The organism is Sphingorhabdus pulchriflava, assembly GCF_003367235.1.
Lineage (GTDB): Bacteria > Pseudomonadota > Alphaproteobacteria > Sphingomonadales > Sphingomonadaceae > Sphingorhabdus_B > Sphingorhabdus_B pulchriflava.
Map to the genome: position 1 here is coordinate 145,284 of NZ_QRGP01000003.1, position 24,270 is coordinate 169,553.

Consider the following 24,270-nt stretch of genomic DNA (forward strand, 5'->3'; position numbering starts at 1 on the left):
GGGCTTAGAGGCGACCGAATTGGCTTTGGCCCATGGTGCGCGCACCGAATTGGGCGCGGCGTTCGACCAGCGGGCTGGCTTCATTTTCAAGCGCAGTGAGGGTGGCTTCGAATAGAGGGCGGAGTTGGACAACTTTTTCGACCAGTTCTTCCGGACCCTGTCGCAATTCCACATAGTGGCGCGCTGCAACCTCAATTTCTTCGGCAAGAGCGGCCAGTCTTTCCGCGCCAAACTGCCAGCTTTCGCCTTTCAGCGTGTGCGCCGGCAGGACTAGTTTGGCAGAGTCGCGCTCACGCATCGCCTGTTCGATGGTGGCGACCGATTTGATACCGTCTTCGCGGAAATAGCCGAGTACGCGGACAAAAGCTTCGCCGAGCACGGATCGTGTCTCGCCAAAGGTGGCCCAGTTCACAATATCGTCGGCAGGGGATGTCATTGCCGCCATTGCTCCGTTCTCGGGATGATACCCAAGCGGACTGTATAATAGTTACAGGTAAACAGAGCGTTGACGTTTGCCGCAAAAGGCCCCCGCCTGGCTTCAATCCTTGTCGGCGAAGGGATTTTTCGAAGAACGGAAATTCATTCTCACCGGAACCGCGCCAAAACCCAGATCGCGACGGATGCCGTTCAGCAAATAGCGGCGATAACTGTCTGGCAACTGATCGGTGCGATTGCCGAACACCACGAAGGTGGGCGGACGGTTGCGTGCCTGCGTCACATAACGCAGCTTGATCCGCTTGCCGCCTGGCGCTGGCGGTGGATTGGCAGCAACGGCTTCTTCGAACCAGCGGTTGAGCTGGCCGGTGGACACGCGGCGGTTCCAGCTGTCACGCGCCTCGAACGCGGCCTTGAGCATCTGGTCGAGGCCTTTGCCGGTCGCGGCGGACACCGCGAGAACCGGAACGCCCTTTAGCTGCGAAAGACCCTCATCGAGCGCTGCTTTGATACCATTGAACAGGCTGGAGGCATGTTCCGCCACATCCCATTTGTTGATCGCAATGATCAGAGCGCGGCCCTCCTCAATCACATGGTCTGCGATCTTCAGATCCTGATGCTCAAGTCCCTTGGTTGCATCAAGAAGCAGCACCACGACTTCGGCAAAGTCGATCGCGCGGCGGGTATCGGCGACGGATAGCTTTTCGAGCTTTTCCTGCACCCGCGCGCGCTTGCGCATCCCTGCGGTGTCGATCAGGCGTATCCGTCGCTCCGCCAGATCAGGCTCGGACGGGTTGGGATCGTGCCACACCCAGTCGATGGCGATACTATCGCGCGTGATACCAGCCTCGGGGCCGGTCACGAGCCGGTTCTCGCCGAGCAATTTATTGATCAGCGTCGATTTGCCCGCATTGGGCCGTCCAACAATCGCAAGCTGCAGCGGCGCATCGGGAGATTCGCGATCAAATTGTTCTTCTTCGGCGCCATCGACATGCGGGAGCAGCGCCTGAAACAGATCCGCCATCCCCTCACCATGTTCGGCGCTGATGGTTATGCCTTCGCCAAGCCCGAGGCCATAGGCTTCCAAAACAGTATTGTCGGCCTGCTTGCCTTCGGCCTTGTTGATGACGAGGATGACGGGCTTGTCACTCGCGCGCAGCCAGCGGGCGATTTCTTCGTCCAACGGGGTAATGCCGGCACGACCGTCGACCACGAACATTGCGACATTTGCACCTTCGAGCGCCGCTTCGGTCTGTTGGCGCATCCGGCCAGGAAGTGTTGCCGCGTCATCATCTTCATAGCCCGCGGTATCGACAATGCGGAATTTCAGGTCGAACAGCTGCGCATCGCCCTCTCGCCGGTCACGCGTAACCCCCGGCTGGTCATCGACCAGCGCGATTTTTTTGCCGACAAGGCGGTTGAACAAGGTCGACTTGCCAACATTCGGACGTCCGATAATGGCTACCGACGGCAGCATGACTTTATCTTTCTAAAATGGTTCGGCACCAGCATTCTCCCCCACCCGGCGTCCCATGACAATAGTCTGTTTGGGAGACCCTGTGGTGGAGAGGGCTGGTGCCGCTTTCCACGAAGTGGAACTGACCTAACGAAACGCCGACAGTCGCCCGCTGTCGTCGAGGACATAGAGCGTATTGTTGGCGACGATCGGTGCGACCGACACCGGTGCCTTGATATCGGCCAAAAGGCTTGCTGAACCTTCACCCGACGAAACTGACCAGATCTGGCCTTCGCTGTTGGCGACGATCAGGCGACCATTGGCGAGGACCGGCCCGCGCCAGGTGATAACTCCCTTTTTGTCTTCCTCATCCCGGTAGCGCGGCAGCTTTGAAATCCAGCGAATCTTGCCGCTGGTGCGCTGGACGCACAGCAGCTTTGCATCGCTGGTCATCACGAACACCCATTCGCCGGAAACGACGGGGGTCGAAATGCCCGCGATGTTGATTTCCCAGATGCGCTGGCCGGTGACCAGTTCATAAGCGGCCATGCGACCGCCCTGACCCAGCGCGAAGACGCGGCCACGATCGATAACCGGGTCGGCATCGATATCGGTCAAGGTCGAAACGCTGGTCGACATTGCTGTACGCGACAAGGTGTCGCTCCACAGGCTACGGCCATTTTCATAGCGATAGGCGGCGAGTTCGCCGGTCGAATAGCCGGCAATCACTGTGCCTTGTGCAGCAGCCGGAGCAGCTACGCCAAAAATACCCGATGCGCCGACGGGACCAGCTTCATTCCACTGGGCTTCACCATTATCCATGCGTACAGCATAGATCTGGTTATCCTGCGTCATCACATAAGCATTGCCGTTGGACAGCGTTGGGGCACCGCGCAGCGGGCCGGCCGGACGCTTGGTCCATTTCACTGCGCCATTTGCAGCATCGATAGCGGAAATGTCCCCGACGCCATTGGTTGCATAAACCGTAGTGCCGTCGGTGGAAACGCCGCCGCCAAAGCGTGATGGCTTGCCATCCTTGTCAAAGGGCAAGGCGGCTGCCCAAAGCTTCGCACCGCTTGCGGCGTCGAAAGCGCTGACCGTCGCTTGCGTGTCGATGACGTACAACTTGCCTTCGTGAACCACCGGCGTTGCGGCCAGGCGCTCCCGGTTACTGGCACCGGCAACTTGCGCCGTCCATGCCCGCTGTGGTGCATCGGCGAGCGAGAGATGGCCGGGTGATTTGGACGCATTGCCACCCGGCTGCGACCAGCTGCTGTTGGTGGTGACGGGCGGAAGTACGACCGAAATTGCCGAAAGTGCGGGATCGGCAACACTGTCTGCCTCAGTACCCAAAATATCGACGCGCTTGCCGATGGTGGGTGTATCTTTCTTTTCGCCCCCGCCCAATGCCGAGCATCCGCCAAGCAATGTGGCCGCTGCCAGCGAAATCAATAAGGTCGTGCGTAGTCTCACAGGCTCAATTTCCTTTGTCTGCATCGGTTGTCGCCGATGCGCCCGTCGGCTTGACTTCAAGCTGAACGGTATCCACTCCCAACGCCCCCGCCATTTGTTGCGCACGCGCACGCAGCGTTTGGGGCAAGTCTTCCTGCTTTGCAATCTGGGCAAAAATGGGGCCAGCCAGATTGTCTTTGCCCATTTTCATATAGGCGATTGCGGTCATTTCGCCGGCTGTACCGAACCAGGCTGCCCCCGGCTTGGCCAGTGGCTTCATCCGGTCAATAACCTGTTGTGGGGCAAGGCTGTCAAATTCGGCAGCTGTCTGGCGAACAAGCGCCAGATCGCGGAAGGGCTGGGGCAGACTGTCGTCGCCTGCGACCTTGGCATAATCGGCCACGGCTTTCTTGCTATTGCCTTCGGCTGCGGTGACATTGGCCAACAGGATCTGCGCCATCGCGCGATAGCCCGGCTGCTCCGCCTTTGCCAAAGCCAACAGGTCGGTTTTCGCCTCTTTGACATTGCCGCCCTGCAGTTTCTCGACTGCCAGGATGAATTTTTCGCCCTGCGCTTCGGCGGCGGCAACCTGCTGGTTCTGCCAATATATCCAGCCGCCAAAGGCGATCAGGCCGATGACGACGGCTGCGACCAACCAACGGCCAAAGCGATTCCAGAAACTTTCGAGATCACCCGCACGAACGGCATCGTCGACTTCGCGCAAAAAGGCTTCGTCGGTTGCGGCTCGCTTATCGGTCGGGGGTAATGCCAAAATGGCCTCCTGTAACTTATACTTGTCGCGTCCTTAGCCATGCGGCGCAGGACTTTCCAGTGCGAAGCGTGGCTAGGTCTATTCCGATCGATAAAGCTGTTCGGCGCTCGGGAAAGCGCGGGAGCGAACATCCTCGGCATATTTCTTCACAGCGTCCTCGACGTGCTCCTGCATCGCACCGAAACGTTTGACGAATTTCGGCGTACGATCAAACAGGCCCAGCATGTCTTCCGCCACCAGCACCTGGCCGTCGCATTGCGCAGAAGCACCTATGCCGATGGTAGGGCAATCGACCTTTTGCGTGATTTCAATGGCGATGGGCTCCATCACCCCTTCGATGACCATGGCAAAAGCACCTGCCTTGGCTACTGCCTCGGCATCCTCGACAATCGAGCGGGCCTCAGCAGCACTTTTGCCGCGCACGCCATATCCGCCCAATATGTTGACCGCCTGTGGTGTCAGGCCGACATGGCCCATGACGGGGATTCCGCGTTGCGTAAGGAATTCGATGGTCGGCGCAATCACCTTGCCGCCTTCGACCTTGACGCCTGCGGCACCGGTTTCCTTCAACAGCCGAGAGGCGTTGGTGAAGGCCAGTTCGGGCGAGGCTTCATAGCTGCCAAAGGGCATATCGACGATGACCGCCGCATGATAGCTGCCACGGACCACTGCCGCACCATGCAGCGCCATCATCTCCATCGTTACCGCGACAGTGTGTGGCAGCCCATAGATCACCTGTGCCAGCGAGTCGCCGACCAACAGCATGTCGCAATGCGGGTCCATCAGCTGCGCCATGCGCACGGTATAGGCCGTCAGCATCACCAGCGGTTCGCCGCCCTTGCGCTGCCGGATGCGCGGCACGGTGAGGCGCTTCATGGGCTGCGGCGTAGGGTTCGCGCGGCTGGTGGATACAGGCAGGGTGAGCGTTTTGGGCGTCGTAGACATGGGACTGGCGCTTAGCCGCTAAAGCGCAGGGGCAAAAGCGCGAATGCCATGTGCGTCAATAATATTTGACTCAATGTTAAATAAAACTAACATTAAGTGCGAATCATCTAACACGGAGTTTGCACATGTCGTTTCGCGAGAAAATTCACTGGGTCGCCCTTGTCGGGCTGGTTGCCGGATTTGGCTGGTATTTTCTGTCCTATCCCTGGGCCTCGGCCAACACCCGCATGGGCATGCTGACTTCGGTATGGATGCTATTTCCAACGACGATCATCTTTCTGGTGCCCATGATTGCCGGCAGCGCCTATTTTGCCATCCGCACGCCGAAAGAGGCCAATCTGAAAGAGGATGAGCGCGAGAAACTGATCCACCTGAAGGGAACACATGCGGCCTATTATCCGCTGGTGCTCGGGGTATGGGCCAATATTTTCGCCATGATCAACGGACTGATGTACGGCTGGTCGGTCAATATCCTGATGGCGACACTGGTGCTTTCAGAACTGGTCCGCGTCGGTGCCCAACTATATTATTATCGCAGAGGGTATTGAGCCATGGCCAAACTCCCCTTTGACAATGACATCAAAACCATGCGCTTTTTGACCGGAGAAATGACCCAGGGCGATCTGGGCGACAGGGTAGGCGTCACCCGCCAGACCATCGCCGCGATTGAGCAAGGGAAATATTCCCCCAGCCTTGAGGTCGCGTTCCGCATTGCGCGGGTATTCGGCAAACCTTTGGAAGATGTGTTTCACTGGGTGGACGAATAGGCAAAAACAGTTTGTGCGTGCACGGCACAGGGGCCCGAACCATTAAGCTCCCCAGGCTCGCGGTTCGGGCCCCAACTTTTGCAAAACGTCTCAAGCTGCCAGATCGGCTTTCACGAAATCCGCTGCGCGCTCGCCGATCATGATCGAAGGCGCATTGGTATTGCCGGAAACCAGCCTTGGCATGATGCTGGCGTCGGCGACCCACAATCCGTTGACGCCGCGTGCCTTCAATCTCGGATCGACGACACTTTCCGCATCGCTGCCCATGCGGCAGGTGCCGACCGGATGATAGATGGTATCGGATACTTCTCGAATACGCGCCTCCAGCGCGGCATCGTCATTATAATCGATTGGCGACCGATCGCGTGCACCCATATCCGAAAGCGGGGGGGTTTCGGCGATGCGGTACATTAAGCGCGCCGCGTCGCGCAGCAGATGGAGGTCGCGTTCGTCGCTGAGGAAATTGGGGTTGATTGCGGGTGCCATCGCCGGATCGGAGGATTTGAGTTTCACCCATCCCCTGCTTTCCGGACGCAGCACACAGGCGTGCAGGGAAAAGCCGTGCACCTTCAGCTTGTCACGGCCATGGTTCTGGATAATCGCGCGGATGAAGTGATACTGGATGTCAGGCGCAGGAGCGTCAGGCCGGATTTTGACGAAACCGCCGCTTTCGGCGAAATTCGTCGTCAGCATGCCCGTGCGGCGTAGCCTGTGTTCGAAAAAGGCTTTGGCGACGGCAAAGGTGCCGCGCAAGGTTCCGCCGAATAGCGACACATCGTCCAGTTCATAACCGACCAGATAATCGCAATGGTCCTGCAGGTCTGCGCCGACCGCTGGCTTGTCGACCAACGTCTCGATCCCCTTTTCCTGCAGATGCGCGCCGGGACCAACGCCCGAAAGCATCAGAATTTGCGGACTGCCAAAAGCCCCTGCCGACAATATGACACCCGCTTTTGCGCGCAGCACTTCGCGTGTGTTGCCAAAGCGAACGGCGACACCTGTTGCGCGGCCGTCTTCGATGATGATCTTCTCGACCAGCGCGCCAGTGCGCACGCTCAAATTCGGTTTGCCCGCCAGCGGATCGATAAAGGCGCGCGCCGCCGACCAGCGTTCGCCATTATGCTGCGTCACCTGATACAGGCCGAAGCCTTCCTGCTTCGCCCCGTTGAAGTCGTCATTCCGCGGGAGTTGCAACCGGGTTGCCGCCTCGACAAAAGCTTCGCCCACCGGGCTGGGAGCGATCTGATCACTGACATGCAGCGGTCCGCCTTTGCCGTGGAAATCATCGGAACCGCGCGCATTGTCTTCCTGCCTGCGGAACACCGGCAAGACGTCATCCCAGCTCCAGCCAGTGCAGCCCAAGGCTGCCCAATTGTCATAATCCCAGGCATTGCCGCGAATATAGACCATGCCGTTGATCGCGCTCGACCCGCCCATGCCGCGACCGCGCGGTTGATAGCCGATACGACCACCCAGACCCGGCATCGGTTCGGTATCATAGGCCCAGTTGCTCCGCTTCGGCATCAGCGCGAGCAGGCCGGGGGTGCGGACGAACAGATCGTCATTCTTGCCGCCGGCTTCGACAAGGCAGACCTTGTATTTGCCGCTTTCAGCCAGCCGCCCTGCCGCAGCACTTCCTGCAGATCCGCCGCCTACAACGATGATATCGAACTCGTCCATACTGACTCCTTTGAAAGTAGGACTTAACCGGACGATTAATTTTGGCAATCGCTATTCGGCAGGTGTCACCTGATTTTCCTGCCGTGCCTGCCAGCGGGCCTTGATGCTGTCGCTGGTGTCGCGGCTGCCGTCATGGCTCCAACCCGGCGGGCGCCAGATATAGCCGAGCTTGTGCCGCCAGGGCGCAGACCAGACGTCCTTGGCGATGCCGATCCATTCATGAAACACGCTATAGAGCAGGTTGAAGGTGCCGAGCTGCTTGACGATACCGTATCGGATTTTCTCTTCATCGGTTTCGGGGGTGAAACTGCCGAACATCTTGTCCCAGATGATGAAGACCCCGGCATAATTGGCATCGAGATAGCGGGGGTTGGTGGCGTGGTGGACGCGGTGGTGCGACGGCGTGTTCATCACTGCTTCGAACCAGCGCGGCATGCGGCCCACCGCCTCGGTGTGGATCCAGAATTGATAGATCAGGTTGATGCCACCGCAAAAGGCGATCATCGCGGGGTGGAAGCCGACCAGCGCCAATGGCATGCGGAAGACGAAATTGAACGCGATGAAGCCAGTCCAGGTCTGCCGCAAGGCTGTCGACAGATTGTAATGCTGGCTCGAATGATGGTTCACATGGCTCGCCCACAGCCAGCGGATGCGATGCGCGCTGCGGTGGAAGACGTAATAGGCCAGGTCATCGAGAACGAAGCAGGCGATCCATGCCCACCAGGCCCAGCCGATATCGAACAGCCGATGTTCGTACAGCCAAAGCATCATCGCGAACACCAGCCCGCCGGTCAGCGCGCCAGCCACTGTGCTGCCTGTACCGAAGGCGAGCGAGGTCAGAGTATCCTTGGGCTCATATTTTTCCGGCGCCCTTTTACGTGCCCACAACATCTCGAAGATGATCAACAGGATGAAGACAGGGACGGCATAATCGACGGGATTGAATAACTCTGGCATCATTTCGTCCTATGTCACCATGTGGCGCAGGCCAGCAGCCCAATATTGTGCATCCTTGCCAAGGTTCAGCGTGACTTTGCCAAAGGTCTTTTCGCCCGTCCCGATGGTCAGGAAATTGTGGTCGAGCCGTGATTCGCTGTGCCGATCCAACAAGCGGGCGACAAAGGCGGCGCCATGGCGGCGGATCAGCATGTGGCGGCCGGATGCATCTTTCATCAACGCGCCCATGCCGGCCTTGTCGATGATGATATCGACCGGTTCAAATCCGCATATTGCTTCGTCGGCAAGCGCGCGCGCATGGGCTTCGTCACGGATGCGAAGATCGCCGCCAAGGTCCAAACGGCGTGCAAGCCAGAACAGGAAAAGGATCGCAGCAATCGATCCGCCCAGCTTGGCCAGTTCGATCAACGTACCTTCCAAGACTCAGGCCCTTGCTTTCAGCATGTCCATCAGCGGACGGACCGGGCTGACATCATAGCCGGCCTTGGCCGCCATATTGGTCAAGGAATCGGGGTCGCCACCTTGGCTCGCTTCGGACAAGGCCCAGAGCAAGGTCGAGCGCGTGCCCGAGCGGCAATAAGCGAGCACGGGCCCTGCGGCCCCATCGAGAGCCTTGGCCATCGCGACCACTTGTGGCTCGCTGAATCCTGCATGGGTAACGGGGATGGCGACATAGTCGATCCCTGCCGCGCGCGCTGCAGTTTCGATGTCGGCACCGGGAATCTGATCGTCGCTTTCGCCTTCGGGGCGGTTGTTGATGATCAGCTTGACGCCAATCTTCGCCGCTTCCGTTACGTCCTCAAGGCTGATTTGTGGCGCTGCATAGATGTTGTCGGTGAGCTTGCGAAACATGGGGCTTATCCTTCCGCTGCCTCCCTTATTACAGACAGAAAGGCTGCGCCATAGGCTTCGAGCTTGCGCGCGCCGACGCCGCTGATCAGCGCGAAATCGGATGTATTGCGCGGGCGACGCTCGGAAAGCTCACGCAAGGTCGCATCGTGGAAGATGACATAGGGCGGCACGCCAGCCGTCTCGGCCAGTTCACGTCTTTTGCTGCGCAGCGCTTCGAACAGTGGGTCGTTGACCGGGTTGGCTTCACTGCGCTTTTCCTTGCGCGTCTTGGGCGGGACGACGATTTCGAGTTTCATCTCGCCCTTCAGGATCGCACGCGATGCCCCAGCCAGCATCAGCCCGCCATGTTCGTTGGCGCTCAGATGCCCTTGCGCCTGCAACGCCCGCGCTACCGGCTTGATCAGCCGTGCATCGTCACCCGAAACGATACCGAAGACGCTGAGCTGGTCATGCCCGCGCGCCTCGATGCGCTCATCGGTGCGTCCGGTCAGTACCTTTTCAAGATGCCCAACTCCGAAACTCTGGCCGGTGCGATAGACGGCGGAAAGCAGCTTTTGCGCAACCTCGGTCGCGTCGACCACACCCGGGGCATCAAGGCAGTTGTCGCAATTGCCGCATTGCGCGGGTGGATCCTCGCCGAAATGGCGCAGCAATACCGCGCGGCGGCAACCGGGCGTTTCGACAAGCGATGATAGCGCATCGATCCTTGCTTTCTCGGCCAGTTGCCTTGCCTCAGGCTGTTCCTTCAACCGTTCGCGGGCAAGGCTGAAATCGCCGGGTGACCAGAAGAGATGCGCAACCGCCGGATCGCCATCGCGCCCCGCACGCCCGCTTTCCTGATAATAGGCCTCGATCGATTTGGGGATGCCCGCATGGGCGACGAAGCGGACATCGGGCTTGTCGATCCCCATGCCAAAGGCAACGGTCGCTACCATCACCATGTCTTCGCTCGCGACGAATTCTGCTTGTGCCGAAGCGCGTGCGGAGGGTTCCATGCCTGCATGATAATAACGCGTACGCCGCCCGGTGCGCGCAATCAGTGCCGCCAATTTCTCGGCGCGATCGCGGGTGGTGGCATAGACGATGCCTGCTCCGGGCCAACCGCGAATGGCGGAGGCAATCGCCGAGCCCTTGCTGGCGGTGTTGGTAACGGCATAGCGGATATTGGGCCGGTCAAAGCCGGAAACGATCGTGCCGCTCGCGGGGATGCCCAGCTGCTGTGCGATATCCTCACGCGTATGCGCGTCGGCCGTCGCGGTCAGTGCCAGTCTTGGCACATTCGGGAATTCGTCCATCAGCGGACGGAGCAGTCGGTAATCCGGGCGGAAATCATGCCCCCATTCGGACACGCAATGCGCCTCGTCGATCGCGAACAGCGCAACTTTGGTTTCGGCGAGAAGCCGCTGGAAATCCGCAGTCGAGGCGCGTTCGGGGGCTACATAGAGCAGGTCTAGCGCACCAGACTGCAGCCGCTCGATAGTCTCGGCGCGGTTGTTATCTGCAGAGGTCAGCGTTGCCGCACGGATTCCCACGGCATTGGCGGCGCGCAGCTGGTCGTGCATCAAGGCGATCAGCGGTGAGATGACGATGCAGGTGCCGTCGAGCAGCAAAGCCGACAACTGGTAGCAGAGCGATTTTCCCGCCCCTGTCGGCATCACCGCGAGCGTGCTTTGCCTGTCGAGTGTGCGGCGCACCACCTGTTCCTGCACCCCGCGAAACTCGGCAAAACCGAAAACGCGGTGCAGCACATCGGCTGGGTCAATTGTATCGGGCGCGAGCATCTTCCTGCCCGCTAGGCCGGATAGTTCCTCAAGAATAGAGCGCTCTTCGGGCATTGGCGACTTTCGCTGTGGATAGTCGAGTCGCGGCGGAACATATAAAGAACAAATATTGAAGTAAAGAAAGGCTGTGCTTTAAGTTTACCGTGAGTGCTGAGCCTGCCGAAGCACGTGTGTCAGTACTGCGACCCGCCCTTCGACAGGCTCAGGGCTACGGTTCTATTTTGCGCCTTCACTCCGCCGCAACAGCCTCTTCATCTTTTTCTGCCTGCTGACGCGCCCACATTTCGGCGTACAGACCATCCTTAGCCAGCAATTCGGCATGCGTTCCCTGTTCGGCGATACGGCCCGCATCGAGGACGACAATCTGGTCGGCACCGACCACGGTCGACAGACGGTGCGCGATGACGATGGTGGTGCGCTGTTTTGACACTTCGTCGAGTGTGTCGAGGATTTCGGCCTCGGTGCGGCTGTCAAGTGCGCTGGTGGCTTCGTCGAGGATCAGGATCGGCGGGTTTTTGAGCAACGTCCGCGCAATCGCGACCCGCTGCTTCTCGCCACCCGACAGCTTCAGTCCCCGCTCGCCGACCTGCGTTGCATATTGCTTAGGCTGGGCGGCGATGAAATTGTGGATTTGTGCGCCGCGTGCCGCATCCTCGATTTCCGCCTGGCTCGAACCCTCACGGCCATAGCCGATATTGTAACCGATACTGTCGTTGAACAGAACCGTATCCTGCGGGACGATGCCGATATGCGCGCGCAGGCTCGTCTGGGTCACGTCACGCAAATCCTGCCCGTCGATGGTGATCCGCCCGCCGGTGACATCATAAAAGCGATAAAGCAGCCGCGCAATCGTCGACTTGCCCGCACCCGATGGCCCGACCACAGCGAGCGTCTTGCCCGGTGGAATGCGCAAGGACAGGCCGTTCAAAATCTGCCGATCCGGATCATAGCCAAAGGTTACATCTTCAAAGGCGAGTTCGCCGCCCGATACGCGGAGCGCCTTTGCTCCGGGCTTGTCGACAATTTCGGGCGGGGTATCGACCAGATCGAACATCGCTGCCATGTCGATCAAGCCTTGGCGAATGGTGCGATAAACCATGCCGAGCATGTCGAGCGGGCGGAAGAGCTGCATCAACAGCGTGTTGACCAGCACGACATCACCGGTGCTGAAACGCCCTTGCGCCCAGCCCCAGACACTGAAACCCATCGCGCCTGCCATCATCAAATTGGTGATGAACGACTGGCCGATATTGAGCCAGGCAAGCGAGTTTTCCGATTTTACCGCGGCATCGGCATAGCGGCGCGCGACCTTGGCATAATAGTCGGTCTCACGGTCCTCGGCATTGAAATATTTGACCGTTTCATAGTTGAGAAGGCTGTCGACCGAACGCGCGACTGTCGCGGTATCGAGCTCGTTCATCTCCTCACGCAGTTTGTTACGCCAGTCGGTGACGCGCTGGGTGAAGAGGATATAGGTCACGACCATGACGATGGTTGCTACCACCAGCCCCAACCCGAACTTGAACCAGAAAATCACCAGCACCGCGATGAGTTCGATGGCTGTCGGCGCGATGTTGAACAGCATGAAATAGAGCATCACGTCGATGCTCTTGGTGCCGCGTTCGATCACCTTGGTAACGGCGCCGGTGCGACGGTTCATGTGGAACCGCATCGACAGCCGGTGGAGGTGCGCGAAGGTGTTTTCCGCCAAGCGCCGCGTCGCATCCTGCCCGACGCGTTCGAACACGGTGTTCCTCAGATTATCGAACAATACCCCGCCAAAGCGGGCGCCGGTATAGGCAACGACCAGTCCGATCGCCATCCAGACGCCCGCCTCCAGCCCCGGCTGCATCCGGTCAATGGCCGCGCCATAGACAAAGCCCATCGACAGCTGCACGCCCTTGGAAACCAGCACCAGCAGCATCGCGATGACGATACGAATGCGCAGCGCGGGCATATCCTTCGGCCACAAATAGGGCAGAAAGCGTTTGAGCGTGGCGAAACTCGCCTCCGCTTTGGCCACTTCCTTTTCTTTCCCGTTTTCCGGCTGTGCCGCCATTCCCTGCATCAGGCCGATATAGGGAAGTATCGGGGTTTAGAAAGTCCCGCTGACGGTTGCCCGGTAAATCAGGCCATATTTGTTGCGCCCGGTATGGGTGAAATCGACAGGGCCATCGCGGCGGTCGACGTAGAATATTTCGTCATATCCCTCGGTCTGCCCGGCGAGGTTGATGATCTGGCCACGCACTTTGAGGCCGAGCACATTCTTGTGCTCGATAAAGGCCCCGACCATTGGACCGGTGCGATAATCGCGCCCAAAATAGTCGAGCCGGTAGAAGCCATAATCGCTGCTATCCTCGGCAAAGCCGCCATAGGCCCATTGCGAATTGGGAATGTCGTGGCGGAAGTCGAGGTTCCAGTAGGTGCGGCCGCGGTTACTGAGTGGGCGTTTTTCGCCGGTCAGCGGATCGCGAAGCGATGCCGTCTGCCAGGCACCGATCAGATCGAGCTTGGCGCCCTTTATGCCGATGGTATCGAGCAGGAGGCTGGCATTGATTTCAGTACGCAGCCGTCTTGCCGTGCCATCGATATTGCCCGGCGCTTCGGTGGTCGCGGTGATCGGGATGCGGTCGACCAGATCGCTGATCGATTCAAGATCGACCTTCAGCTTCAACGACCCCGCCTTGCCGAGCGAGCGGTTCGCCTCGAAATTCAGAAGCCAGCTTTGCGGTGGGACCAGGTCGAAATTACCGGCATTGTTGTTGTTGTTACGCACATCGACCGAAGCAAGGAAATCGCCAAAGTTGAGCTGCAACACTTTGCGCTGGAATTTGGCGCTGATGTCGAGCACCGGCGATGGCTTCCAACCGAGCGCTATCGAGCCTTTCGGACGCACATATTGGCGTGCATTGCCGTTGGGGCCGGTCACGCCCAGTTCACTATATTCGCCGCCCAGCGTCGCTTGCAGCGTCAGATCCTTGGCAATGGGGCGACCATAGGACAATATAATCTGCCCGCGCTTCTCTTCCACCCGTGCGGTTGCATTGGGTAGTGGCACCGGCTGGAAAACCCCTGCATTGTCGAGCCGGAAAAATTCGGATTCGGCGTCGAGATAGTTGAACGCACCTTCGGCTGAGACCTGCCAGTCGGTCTTGCCCGCCTTCCATCGATATTCGGCGCGCAATACACTCTCACCCTCATCGATCACCTGCGCGAATATCTGTCCGCTTTCGGCGGAGCCGTCGGTTGGGGTGATACGGAATTGGTTTACAAAGGGGCTATGTTCAAAACGGTGGAAGCCGATGACCTTTAGACGGCCGCCGCCAAGACCGAACTCATAGTCAGCGCCCAGCTCCATATTCCATTCGTCTTCACGGTCCTTACCCGCTTCAAGGATATTCGCCTTACCTGTCTCTTGCTTCAGGAATGTACGGTTGCCGCGAAACTCGAAAAACTCCAGTGCGCCATTCGCATTGAGAATGTTGCCGTTATCGCTTTTCAGCGAATAGGTGCCGGCCAATCGGGGTCGGTCCCCCTGCGATCGGACGCGGACGTCGCGGAAAAACAGCCGATCGCCATCGGCATCGCGCACATCTTCATAGCCCCAGCCCCCGCCGCGGAAACCGTCTTTGTTGGAAAGGCCCAGCGTAAAATCGCCTTTGCCAAGCTTACCTGAAAGATTGACCTCGCCATTGATCCAGAAATCTTCGACCCGCCGCCGCCATTGCGGACGCCAGGCAAAATTGCCCTGTAGCGCATCGGGCTTGGTGATAACGTTGAGCACCTGACCATTCAGCCCTGAGACGTTAAGTGTTGCCCCATCGGCGATCTCGAGCTGAATGACCGAGGAGGCCGCGATGCGTGACAATGCAGTCTGCGCATCGTTGCTCTTGCCGGTGATCCGTTGGCCATTGATCAGCACATTCTGGCTGGCTTCGCCCAATCCGCGGTCGGTGCTGACTTGGCTGATCTGGAATCCGGGAATTTGCCCGACCATGTCGAGCGCGGTCTGCGGCGCGAAGCGGGTGAATTGCGATGCCTCGTAAATCTGCCGACCGTTTTCGGCGCGCGGTTCCAGATCGGTTCTGGTTTCCTCGAACTGCGGCGCTGCGGCGCTGGTGTTGGCTAAGGCCGGTTGTGCCACTGCCATGGCAAGCACACTTCCGGAAGCCGCAAAAATGCGACAGGTGCACAATTTCATCTAACCCACTCCTGTCGGGCTCTCATGGCCCTTATGTTGTGCTCCCTGTGGAGGCGGGTTAGGATTACAATTGTATTCGATACAGCCGCGTTCGATTAGCGACTGATAATTTGGGACAAACTACATCGGCATTCAAAAGCGCCGCGACAGCAGCAGCCAGGCTGCAATGCCGTTGAAGGCGGTATAGGCTGCATAGAGGCCGACGATTATTCCTGAATCGGAATAGGCAAACAGCATCGCGCCGAGCAATATTCCGAACTCCAGAAAATAACTGCCATTGCGGCCAAAATGCTTGCCGAAATAGAGCTTGGTGTCCTCGACAAAGGGGTGACCCGATTCAACCACCGCCTTGTGCATGGCGAAATTGGCGATGCCGAGAAAGAAGGCGACGATCAGGTACATCTATCGCCAACCATGCTCATTTTGCTGCTGCCGGTTCGGCTTTATCAGGACGCAAGCTCGTGCCCGCCCGTCCACCGCGGAAGGAGGAAAACCAGCTCGCCGGATTGATCCCGGTGGATCCGTCGAGCGAGAAGGTGATGATTTCCGCCCGTCCGCCGATCCGTTCCCAAGCCACCGGCCCGCCTAGGCCGATCGGCGCATCGACACGGCTGTCGGCGCTATTGTCGCGATTATCGCCGAGCAGATAATAATGGCCCTTGGGGATGCGGATCGGCGCAACATCGTCGGTCGATCCACGCCGTGCGTCGATTGTGTCGTAGCTCACGCCATTGGGCAGTGTTTCGCGAACGATTGTGACATAGCAATGCAGCGAACCATCGGCTTCCTGCACCAGCGCGCCGGGGAAATCGAGTTCGGTGCAGGGGTTGTTGGCGTCTACCGGCAGGTCCTTGACTGGCTGCGCCTCCTGGCGGATCGGCTTGCCATTGAGGTAAACCTGCCCGCCGCGCATTTCGAACAGGTCGCCGGGCATGCCGACGACGCGTTTGATGTAATCCTGATTCTTGCCCTCGGGCGTCAGAATCACGACATCGCCGCGCTCGGGCGTTGCACCCCAGACGCGACCCTTGCTCTCGGGCATGGTGAAGGCCAGCGAGTCGACCTCTTCGCGCAAGACCAGCCAGTGGAAAAGCGCGACCGGGTTGGGAATGGTGGGGGAGACAAAGCTCCAGCCATATGCATATTTCGAAACAAACAACCGGTCCCCGACCAGCAGCGTCGGCATCATTGAGATCGACGGAATGTAGAAGGGCTTGGCGATGAAGCTGTGAAAGGCCAGCACCGCCAGCAACAGCCAGAACAGACCCTTTATCTCGGCCCAGAGCGTGGCAAGCCAGCCTTGTTTGGCGACAGGTGCGGCTGCAGTTTCGGTCTCGGTGGTAACGGGTTCGCTATTCAAAACGGTCATGCTTTCGAAATCGGGAGCGCTTCGATGATCACAAAGGCCTGCGCCCAGGGGTGATCGTCGGTCAGCGTCAGATGAATGTGCGCCTCATAGCCATTTGGCACCATCGCGTCGAGCCGTGCTTTCGCGCCGCCCGTCAGCGCGAGCGTTGGTGCTCCGGAAGGTGCATTGACGACGCCGATGTCCTTCATGAACACCCCGCGCTTGAACCCTGTGCCGACCGCCTTGCTGAAAGCCTCTTTCGCGGCAAAGCGCTTGGCGTAGGTTCCGGCGCGGGTGAAGGGCCGTTTTGCTGCTTTAGCGCGTTCGACGTCTGTAAAGACGCGGTTTTCAAACCGTTCGCCAAAACGGTCGAGCGAGTTCTGAATACGCTCTATATTACAGAGGTCAGAGCCGAGGCCGATGATCATTGCCTACCCTCATCGTGTCGCGCTTTGGCATAAACCAACTTAAAAATCAGGCGCATCGCTACATATAAAAACGCCGCAAACACTGCCAAGCCAAGACCTGATACAATCAGATTCCAATCAAATGACTTTCCTTGCCTAGCGTTGCTCCAAATGTTTATTCCGATAGCAGCAACGCCTACCGCCAAACCGAATTTGAACGACAGCATAGTCCAACGCCAAATTCTTTGAACAACTTGAGCGTCGGTGATCACCGCGCTGCGTCCATCAATTCGCGCATTTTGCGCACGGCGTTTTCCAGCCCGTCGAAAATCGCCTCGCCGATCAGATAGTGGCCGATGTTGAGCTCGGCCAATTGCGGGATGGCGGCGATGGGCTGGACATTGTCATAGGTCAGCCCGTGGCCAGCATGCGGTTCGATGCCGTTCTTTACCGCAAGTGCGGTGGCATCGGCGATGCGTTTCAGTTCGGCTTCGATGCCCGCTGCGTCGCCATCCAGCCAGAGATGCGCATAGCGCCCAGTGTGCAGTTCGACCACGGGAGCGCGCAGCCGCATGGCCGCCTCGATCTGGCGCGGGTCGGGTTCGATGAACAGGCTGACGCGAATGTCGGCATCGGCCAATCGCGATACGATCGGTGCAAGTTGGTTGTGCAATCCGGCCGCATCCAACCCGCCTTCGGTGGTACGCTCCTCGCGCCGTTCGGGGACGATGCAGGCGGCATGCGGTTTGTGGCGCAGCGCGATCTCCAGCATCTCCTCGGTCGCGGCCATTTCGAGATTGAGCGGCAGGCTGGTCGCCGCCTGGATTCGCGCGAGGTCGCTGTCGCGGATATGGCGGCGATCTTCGCGTAGATGCGCCGTAATGCCGTCGCCGCCGACCCGCGCAACAATCTCCGCCGCGCGCACCGGATCGGGATGGTCGCCGCCACGCGCGTTCCGGATAGTCGCGACATGATCGATATTGACCCCGAGACGCAGGTGGCTCGCCACGATCAGACCTTCCGGCTTCCGGGCTTGACCGCCTCGGTTGCGGCCAGTTCGGGCGGCAGCTCATCGGGTGCATAGGTCGGGAAATTGAGCTCGATCAGCGGGAAAAAGGGTACGCCAAGATCGACGGCGCCCGCCGACCGGTCGATGATTGATGCCGCCGCGATCACTTCGCCACCCGCCGCTTCAATTGCTTTGATCGCTTCGCGTGATGAAAGCCCGGTGGTGACTACATCTTCGACCATCAGCACCTTCTGGCCTTCGCTGAGCGCAAAGCCGCGCCGCAATCCGAAAACACCGTCAGGCCGCTCGACGAACAGTGCGTCGACGCCCAGTGCACGCCCCATTTCATGCCCTATTATAAGGCCACCCATGGCAGGCGAGACCACGACCTCTATCTGGCTGCGGATATCGCGCGGCAGCTTTTGGGCAATGGCGACCGCGATGCGGCTTGCGCGCTCGGGGTTCATCAGCAGCCGGGCGCATTGCAAATAATAGGCGCTGTGGCGCCCCGAAGAGAGCAGGAAATGCCCTTCGAGTAGCGCTTCGGCCGCGCGGAATTCGGCGAGAATCTCGTCTTCGGTCATGATCGGGTGAATGTCCTGTATGTTATGGCCACGCGTTTGGCCTTTGGCTGGCAATTAGGTCTAAAAACCGTATAAATAAATCCATAAAAACTGTTGCGCAGCGCTTGAGGCTTGTGCCAAGCGCGCCTATAAGCCGCGCCAAATAGCGGTTTTCGTACAAGAGTTAAGCAAAAACAATGGGATCGTTCGATCCCGAACATCGGGGCTAAAGTAATGAATGTTCTGAAGAAATTGATTCTGCTCTTCGGCCTGGCGGCAATGCCCGCCATCGCGCCGGCGCAAGCGCCGAATCCGGCACCGCAGGTTGCGGCGCCCGAAGCCAAGGCTGTTCCGGCACCTGTAGCCGCCACGACTGCCGCAACTGCTGCACCGGCAGCCGATGCAAAAGCTGCAACGGCTGGCCCTGATGATGGCTCGCTGCCCGGTTATACCCCGATGAAACCGACGCCAGGCGTCGGCATGCCTGTCGACCGCGGCGTTGATTTTCAGGATCAGTACAGCGCCAATGGCGAATATGCGAAATGGCTGAACAACAGCATTCTTTTGCCGATCATCACGATCATCTCGCTGTTTGTTCTGGGCTTGCTTTTGTTCGTGGTCGTGCGCTTCCGCCGTTCGGCGAACCCGAACCCCTCCAAAACAACGCACAACACTTTTATCGAGATCGTCTGGACGCTGGTTCCGGTGCTCATCCTGCTCGGCATTGCCTATCCGTCGCTGACGCTGGTCGCCAAGCAGTTCAAGCCTGCCCCGAAAGAGGCGGTGACGGTGAAGATAACCGGTTACCAATGGTATTGGGGCTACACCTATCCAGATCATGGCGGTTTCGAAGTCGTTTCGAACATGCTGAAGGAGCAGAGCCAGGTTGGCCCGGGCGAGCGCTATCGCACCGAGAATGACGGGCCTAGCCACCTTGCAGTCGACGCGCGCATGGTTGTTCCGGCAGGCGTTCCCATCCGTATCCAGACGACGGCTGCAGACGTGATCCATAGCTTTGCGGTGCCCTCGCTCTGGTTCAAGCTCGATGCCGTTCCCGGCCGTCTCAACGAAAAGCAGCTGCTGATCGAAAAGCCCGGCGTCTATTTCGGACAGTGTTCGGAACTGTGCGGTGCGCGCCACGGCTATATGCCGATTGCTGTCGAGGCGCTGCCGCCCGAGAAATTCGCTGCCTGGATCAAGGCCAAGGGCGGCACAATGCCCGGCGAAAAACCGGCTGAAGCGCCCGCTGCGCCCGCCGCCGCCACTGCTGCAGCCCCCGCTGCTGCCGCACCTGTCGCTGCCGCCGCAGCCGCAGTTCCTGCCAAGTAAGACAAGAGGCAAAGACGATGACAACCATTGCCGCACATCCTGCCGATCATCATGATCATGCAGACCATGACCACAAGCCGGGCTTTTTCGCTCGCTGGTTCATGTCGACCAACCACAAGGATATCGGGACGCTGTACCTGATCTTCGCAATCTTCGCCGGTATAATCGGCGGCGCGATTTCGGGGATGATGCGTCTGGAACTGGCTGCTCCCGGCATCCAGTATCTGACCGGCTGGGCATCAATGATGGCCGGTAAAGAGGCATCGCTCGACGAAGCCTATCATATGTGGAACGTGCTGATTACCGCGCACGGCCTGATCATGGTGTTCTTCATGGTCATGCCTGCGATTATCGGCGGTTTCGGCAACTGGTTCGTACCGTTGATGATCGGCGCGCCAGACATGGCCTTCCCGCGCATGAACAATATCAGCTTCTGGCTGACAGTCGTTGCCTTCATCATGTTGCTTGGCTCCACCTTCGTGCCCGGTGGCACAGGTCTGGGTGCGGGGACGGGCTGGACGGTCTATGCGCCGCTTTCAACCTCGGGCTCGGTTGGGCCGGCAGTCGACATGGCGATCTTCTCGCTTCACCTGGCGGGTGCCGCGTCGATCCTTGGTGCCGTCAACTTCATCACCACCATCTTCAACATGCGCGCACCGGGGATGACCATCCACAAAATGCCGCTGTTCGTATGGTCGGTGCTGGTTACCGCATTCCTGCTGCTGCTCGCACTCCCCGTGCTCGCCGCTGCTATCACCATGTTGCTGGTTGACCGCAACTTTGGCGGCGCCTTCTTCGATGCCGCTGCCGGTGGTGACCCGATCCTCTACCAGCATCTTTTCTGGTTCTTCGGTCACCCTGAAGTGTACATCATGATCCTGCCGGGCTTCGGCATTGTCAGCCAGATCGTTGCAACCTTCAGCCGCAAGCCGGTCTTCGGCTATCTCGGCATGGCCTATGCCATGGTCGCGATTGGCGTCGTCGGTTTCGTCGTCTGGGCGCACCACATGTTTACGATCGGCATGAGCGTCGAGATGAAGATGTATTTCACTGCGGCGACGATGGTTATCGCGGTGCCAACCGGCATCAAGATTTTCAGCTGGATTGCCACTATGTGGGGCGGCTCGCTGAGCTTCAAGGTGCCGATGGTCTGGGCGCTGGGCTTCATCTTCATGTTCACCGTGGGTGGCGTGACCGGTGTTGTCCTCGCCAATGGTGGCCTCGACGATAATTTGCACGACACCTATTATGTTGTCGCGCACTTCCACTATGTGCTCTCACTGGGTGCGGTCTTCTCGCTGTTCGCCGGTTTCTATTACTGGTTCGGCAAGATGAGCGGTCGCCATCTGAACGAGTTCCTGGGCCATTTGCACTTCTGGGTGTTCTTCATCGGCGTGAACGTATTGTTCTTCCCGATGCACTTCCTGGGCAATCAGGGCATGCCTCGTCGCTATCCCGACTATGCAGAAGCCTATGCGCACTGGAACGAAGTCGCGTCGATCGGCTATGCGATCATGGGCGTTGGCGTATTGATCTTCTTCGTCAACGTGATCTGGTCGCTGCTGGCTGGCCGCAAGGCAGAAGGCAATTACTGGGGTGAAGGCGCGACGACGCTCGAATGGACATTGTCGAGCCCGCCGCCGTTCCACCAGTTCGAAACGCTCCCGGTTATCAAATAAGATAGCATCCCCTCCCGCCCCAAAAAGGCGGGGGGGGTTGGATTTAGACAATGACGATTGCTGCACGCGAAATCACTCTTCCTGCCGACTGGCGGGATTTCTGGGCGCTTACAAAGCCCCGGGTGATGTCGCTTGTGGTTTTTACCGCGCTCTGTGGATTGCTGGCAGCGCCCGGCGAGATTCACCCGATACTCGCCTTTACCGCCATCTTGTGCATCGCAACCGGTGCCGGTGCGTCGGGTGCGCTGAACCAATGGTATGAAGCTGAACTCGATGCCAAAATGAAGCGCACCGCAGGGCGTCCCTTGCCTGATGGCCGGATGGAGCGCGAATCAGCGCTGCACTTCGGTATCGGCCTTGCCGCCTTTTCGGTGGGTATCATGGGCGTTGCGGTCAATTGGCTGTCGGCGGGCATTCTCGCCTTTTCGATCTTCTTCTACGCCGTCGTCTATACGATGTGGTTGAAACCCAATACGCCGCAGAATATCGTTATCGGCGGGGCTGCTGGTGCCTTTCCTCCGGTTATCGGCTGGGCTGCGGTGACCGGTGACCTGACACTGCTTCCGCTGTTGATGTTCGCCATCATCTTTTTCTGGACCCCGCCGCATTTCTGGTCGCTCGCGCTGTTTATGAAGTCCGATTATGGTGCCGCAGGCATTCCGATGCTGCCCAATGTTTCTGGCCAGCGGGTGACCCGCAACCAGATTTTCGGCTACAGCTTCGTGTTGGCGGCCATCGCTGTGGCGCCTTGGTATCTGGGTATGACCGGTGCGATTTACGGCGTCACGACTGTCGCATTGAACGCGGTTTTTCTTGGCCTCGCCTTTGCTGTCTGGCGCAATGAGACGACCGAAGCGCAGATGATGAAGGCGGAAAAACGCCTGTTTGGCTATTCGGTGCTTTATCTGTTCATACTTTTCGCCGCGTTGGCCTTCGACAGGATGTTGCTCGTATGACCGACGATGTGAAACCCGCAGCCCAAGACATGGGTCCGCAAATGGTCGGCAGCCTCAGTGTTGAAGAAAGCCGCCTTGTCCGCAGCCGCCAAGCCGGTCGCGCGCGGGCTATGGCTGTGGTTCTGTTCGGCCTTTGTGTGCTGTTCTTTGCCATCACTGTCGTCAAGGTAGGAGTTTGGGGATGACGGCACTAGCTGCAACCCAGAAGTCGAATGTCAAAACCGCTCTGATGGCAGGCGCGATTGCCATCGGCATGGTCGGGATGGGCTTTGCTGCCGTTCCGCTCTACCGCATTTTCTGTCAGGTAACCGGCTTTGGCGGAACGACCATGCGTGTCAGTGAGGCTCAAGCTGCGACGGTGCAAGCCGTGAGTAAGACTGTCGTCGTTCGCTTCGACGCCAACCAGCGCGGCCTGCCGTGGGAGTTCAAGCCGGAGCGCCCGACCGATACGGTCAGCATTGGGGCGCGCGACATGTCGGTCTTCATCGCAAAGAATTTGTCCGACCAACCCGTGACAGGCACAGCGACGTTCAACGTCACGCCCGCACAGGCCGGAAAATATTTCAACAAGATTCAGTGCTTCTGCTTTACCGAGCAGACGCTGAAAGCTGGCGAGCAGATTCGCATGCCGGTGCTTTATTATGTCGATCCGAAGATCATGACCGATCCGGATACCAAGGATATCGAAGAAATTACGCTCAGCTATACCTTCTACCCGGTGGACCAACCGGGTCAGGGAAGCTAAGGGCAAAGTTGAAACAGGTTAGGGAATAGGGAAGCAAACCATGGCCGGTGCCAAGAACCACGATTATCACATTCTGCCGCCGAGCATCACCCCGTTGCTGGGGTCGTTCTCGGCACTCACCATGTTCTTTGGCATGGTGATGATGTTCCAGCCGAAAGTGCTGGGCGGCTATGGCAGCCTTGTCTTTGGTGCAGGCCTGATCGGTGTTCTTTACACCTTCTGGACTTGGTGGGCGGATGTCATTCGCGAAGCGCATGCGGGCGACCACACTCCGGTTGTGCAGTTGCATCTGCGTTATGGCATGATCCTGTTCATTGCGTCGGAAGTGATGTTCTTCGTCGGCTGGTTCTGGGCCTGGTTCGATTATTCGTTGTTCCCTGTACCGCTGCAGGTCGAAATTGACCATGCGACGCACGCATTTACTGTTACCAACCTGATCGGTCAGGAAGGCGCTGCAGCGCTTGAGCAATGGCCGCCGAAAGGTATGCAGGTCTTTGACGCGTTTAGCCTGCCTTTGCTCAACACGCTGATCCTGCTCTGCTCCGGCACCACTGTCACCTGGGCGCACCACGCGCTTATCCATGGCGATCGCAAGGGCCTGATCAACGGTCTGTGGCTGACCATCATCCTTGGTGTGATCTTCTCCTGCGTGCAGGCCTATGAATATTCGATCGCGCCCTTCCCCTTTGCAGGGCTGAACTATGGCTCGGCTTTCTTCATGGCGACCGGCTTCCACGGTTTCCACGTGATTGTCGGTACGATCTTCCTGATCGTTTGCCTTGCCCGCGCCTATAAGGGCCATTTCACGCCCAAGCAGCATTTCGGTTTCGAAGCAGCTGCCTGGTACTGGCATTTCGTCGATGTTGTCTGGCTCTTCCTTTTTGTCGTCGTCTATGTCTGGGGCGGCTGGGGCGCACCGGTCCATTGATAGCCATC

The 24,270-nt window shown here is 58.7% G+C and carries 26 protein-coding genes; 8 read left to right on the forward strand and 18 right to left on the reverse strand.

The features are described from left to right. Nucleotides 1-4: 4 nt before the first annotated feature. The 5 genes from DXH95_RS14770 to panB form a co-directional block, all read right to left on the reverse strand. Entirely contained in the window at nt 5-436 is a 432-nt protein-coding gene (locus tag DXH95_RS14770; protein ID WP_115550545.1) for an Hpt domain-containing protein, read from the reverse strand. Nucleotides 437-538: 102 nt separating this feature from the next. Then, nucleotides 539-1,912 carry a ribosome biogenesis GTPase Der gene (gene der, locus DXH95_RS14775; RefSeq protein WP_115550328.1) on the reverse strand — a complete coding sequence of 458 codons (1,374 nt, stop codon included), beginning with the start codon at nt 1,910-1,912 and terminating at the stop codon, nt 539-541. 126 nt (nt 1,913-2,038) lie between these two features. Then, nucleotides 2,039-3,364, reverse strand: coding sequence for an outer membrane protein assembly factor BamB family protein (locus tag DXH95_RS14780; RefSeq protein WP_239016685.1), 1,326 nt, complete (start codon nt 3,362-3,364; stop codon nt 2,039-2,041). Nucleotides 3,365-3,368: 4 nt separating this feature from the next. Further along, nucleotides 3,369-4,115, reverse strand: a complete 747-nt coding sequence (locus DXH95_RS14785; protein WP_115550330.1) for a tetratricopeptide repeat protein — start codon at nt 4,113-4,115, stop codon at nt 3,369-3,371. Between the two features lie 78 nt (nt 4,116-4,193). Continuing rightward, the gene (gene panB / locus DXH95_RS14790) at nt 4,194-5,060 is read right to left on the reverse strand and encodes a 3-methyl-2-oxobutanoate hydroxymethyltransferase (RefSeq protein WP_115550331.1); all 867 of its coding nucleotides are present in this window, start codon (nt 5,058-5,060) and stop codon (nt 4,194-4,196) included. Nucleotides 5,061-5,185: 125 nt separating this feature from the next. On the opposite strand from panB, the gene DXH95_RS14795 reads away from it, so the two are divergent. After that, nucleotides 5,186-5,608, forward strand: coding sequence for a hypothetical protein (locus tag DXH95_RS14795; protein WP_115550332.1), 423 nt, complete (start codon nt 5,186-5,188; stop codon nt 5,606-5,608). Between the two features lie 3 nt (nt 5,609-5,611). Further along, on the forward strand, nt 5,612-5,827 hold the full coding sequence (locus tag DXH95_RS14800) for a helix-turn-helix transcriptional regulator (RefSeq protein WP_115550333.1): 216 nt from the start codon (nt 5,612-5,614) through the stop codon (nt 5,825-5,827). A gap of 90 nt (nt 5,828-5,917) precedes the next feature. Here DXH95_RS14800 and DXH95_RS14805 read toward each other — a convergent pair whose 3' ends face one another. The 13 genes from DXH95_RS14805 to pyrE all read right to left on the reverse strand — a co-directional run bounded on the left by DXH95_RS14805 (nt 5,918) and on the right by pyrE (nt 18,646). Continuing rightward, nucleotides 5,918-7,507 (reverse strand): GMC family oxidoreductase, encoded by a 1,590-nt coding sequence (locus DXH95_RS14805; RefSeq protein ID WP_115550334.1) that lies wholly within the window; start codon nt 7,505-7,507, stop codon nt 5,918-5,920. Between the two features lie 51 nt (nt 7,508-7,558). Continuing rightward, entirely contained in the window at nt 7,559-8,464 is a 906-nt protein-coding gene (locus DXH95_RS14810) for a sterol desaturase family protein (protein ID WP_115550546.1), read from the reverse strand. Between the two features lie 9 nt (nt 8,465-8,473). Then, entirely contained in the window at nt 8,474-8,884 is a 411-nt protein-coding gene (locus DXH95_RS14815) for a hypothetical protein (RefSeq protein WP_115550335.1), read from the reverse strand. Between the two features lie 3 nt (nt 8,885-8,887). Beyond that, the gene (locus DXH95_RS14820) at nt 8,888-9,316 is read right to left on the reverse strand and encodes a protein tyrosine phosphatase family protein (protein ID WP_115550336.1); all 429 of its coding nucleotides are present in this window, start codon (nt 9,314-9,316) and stop codon (nt 8,888-8,890) included. 5 nt (nt 9,317-9,321) lie between these two features. Beyond that, complete coding sequence (gene recQ / locus DXH95_RS14825) at nt 9,322-11,097, reverse strand: DNA helicase RecQ (protein ID WP_115550337.1); 1,776 nt, start codon at nt 11,095-11,097, stop codon at nt 9,322-9,324. Between the two features lie 229 nt (nt 11,098-11,326). Next, complete coding sequence (locus tag DXH95_RS14830; RefSeq protein WP_115550338.1) at nt 11,327-13,156, reverse strand: ABCB family ABC transporter ATP-binding protein/permease; 1,830 nt, start codon at nt 13,154-13,156, stop codon at nt 11,327-11,329. A 36-nt stretch (nt 13,157-13,192) separates the two neighbouring features. Next, nucleotides 13,193-15,298, reverse strand: coding sequence for a TonB-dependent receptor (locus DXH95_RS14835; RefSeq protein ID WP_181883707.1), 2,106 nt, complete (start codon nt 15,296-15,298; stop codon nt 13,193-13,195). Between the two features lie 132 nt (nt 15,299-15,430). Then, complete coding sequence (locus DXH95_RS14840; protein WP_115550340.1) at nt 15,431-15,700, reverse strand: hypothetical protein; 270 nt, start codon at nt 15,698-15,700, stop codon at nt 15,431-15,433. Nucleotides 15,701-15,716: 16 nt separating this feature from the next. Beyond that, nucleotides 15,717-16,667 (reverse strand): signal peptidase I, encoded by a 951-nt coding sequence (gene lepB / locus DXH95_RS14845; protein ID WP_115550341.1) that lies wholly within the window; start codon nt 16,665-16,667, stop codon nt 15,717-15,719. Further along, nucleotides 16,664-17,074 carry a holo-ACP synthase gene (gene acpS / locus DXH95_RS14850; protein ID WP_115550342.1) on the reverse strand — a complete coding sequence of 137 codons (411 nt, stop codon included), beginning with the start codon at nt 17,072-17,074 and terminating at the stop codon, nt 16,664-16,666. The genes lepB and acpS overlap by 4 nt, the downstream gene beginning before the upstream one ends. Then, nucleotides 17,071-17,325, reverse strand: coding sequence for a hypothetical protein (locus DXH95_RS14855; RefSeq protein ID WP_147291758.1), 255 nt, complete (start codon nt 17,323-17,325; stop codon nt 17,071-17,073). The genes acpS and DXH95_RS14855 overlap by 4 nt, the downstream gene beginning before the upstream one ends. Next, complete coding sequence (locus DXH95_RS14860) at nt 17,322-18,062, reverse strand: pyridoxine 5'-phosphate synthase (protein WP_115550344.1); 741 nt, start codon at nt 18,060-18,062, stop codon at nt 17,322-17,324. Before DXH95_RS14860 ends, DXH95_RS14855 begins: the two co-directional genes overlap by 4 nt. Before the next feature lie 2 nt (nt 18,063-18,064). Continuing rightward, nucleotides 18,065-18,646: an orotate phosphoribosyltransferase gene (gene pyrE / locus DXH95_RS14865; RefSeq protein ID WP_115550345.1), complete on the reverse strand. Its 582-nt coding sequence runs from the start codon at nt 18,644-18,646 to the stop codon at nt 18,065-18,067. Between the two features lie 213 nt (nt 18,647-18,859). On the opposite strand from pyrE, the gene coxB reads away from it, so the two are divergent. The 6 genes from coxB to DXH95_RS14895 are packed head-to-tail and all read left to right on the forward strand — an operon-like array spanning nt 18,860 to nt 24,262. Beyond that, nucleotides 18,860-19,954: a cytochrome c oxidase subunit II gene (coxB, locus tag DXH95_RS14870; RefSeq protein WP_115550346.1), complete on the forward strand. Its 1,095-nt coding sequence runs from the start codon at nt 18,860-18,862 to the stop codon at nt 19,952-19,954. Nucleotides 19,955-19,971: 17 nt separating this feature from the next. Beyond that, nucleotides 19,972-21,633, forward strand: a complete 1,662-nt coding sequence (gene ctaD / locus DXH95_RS14875) for a cytochrome c oxidase subunit I (RefSeq protein ID WP_115550347.1) — start codon at nt 19,972-19,974, stop codon at nt 21,631-21,633. A 50-nt stretch (nt 21,634-21,683) separates the two neighbouring features. Further along, complete coding sequence (locus tag DXH95_RS14880; protein WP_115550348.1) at nt 21,684-22,589, forward strand: heme o synthase; 906 nt, start codon at nt 21,684-21,686, stop codon at nt 22,587-22,589. Then, entirely contained in the window at nt 22,586-22,774 is a 189-nt protein-coding gene (locus DXH95_RS14885; protein WP_115550349.1) for a hypothetical protein, read from the forward strand. Before DXH95_RS14880 ends, DXH95_RS14885 begins: the two co-directional genes overlap by 4 nt. Then, nucleotides 22,771-23,334, forward strand: a complete 564-nt coding sequence (locus DXH95_RS14890) for a cytochrome c oxidase assembly protein (protein ID WP_115550350.1) — start codon at nt 22,771-22,773, stop codon at nt 23,332-23,334. The genes DXH95_RS14885 and DXH95_RS14890 overlap by 4 nt, the downstream gene beginning before the upstream one ends. 40 nt (nt 23,335-23,374) lie before the next feature. Beyond that, the gene (locus DXH95_RS14895) at nt 23,375-24,262 is read left to right on the forward strand and encodes a cytochrome c oxidase subunit 3 (protein WP_115550351.1); all 888 of its coding nucleotides are present in this window, start codon (nt 23,375-23,377) and stop codon (nt 24,260-24,262) included. Nucleotides 24,263-24,270: the final 8 nt, after the last annotated feature.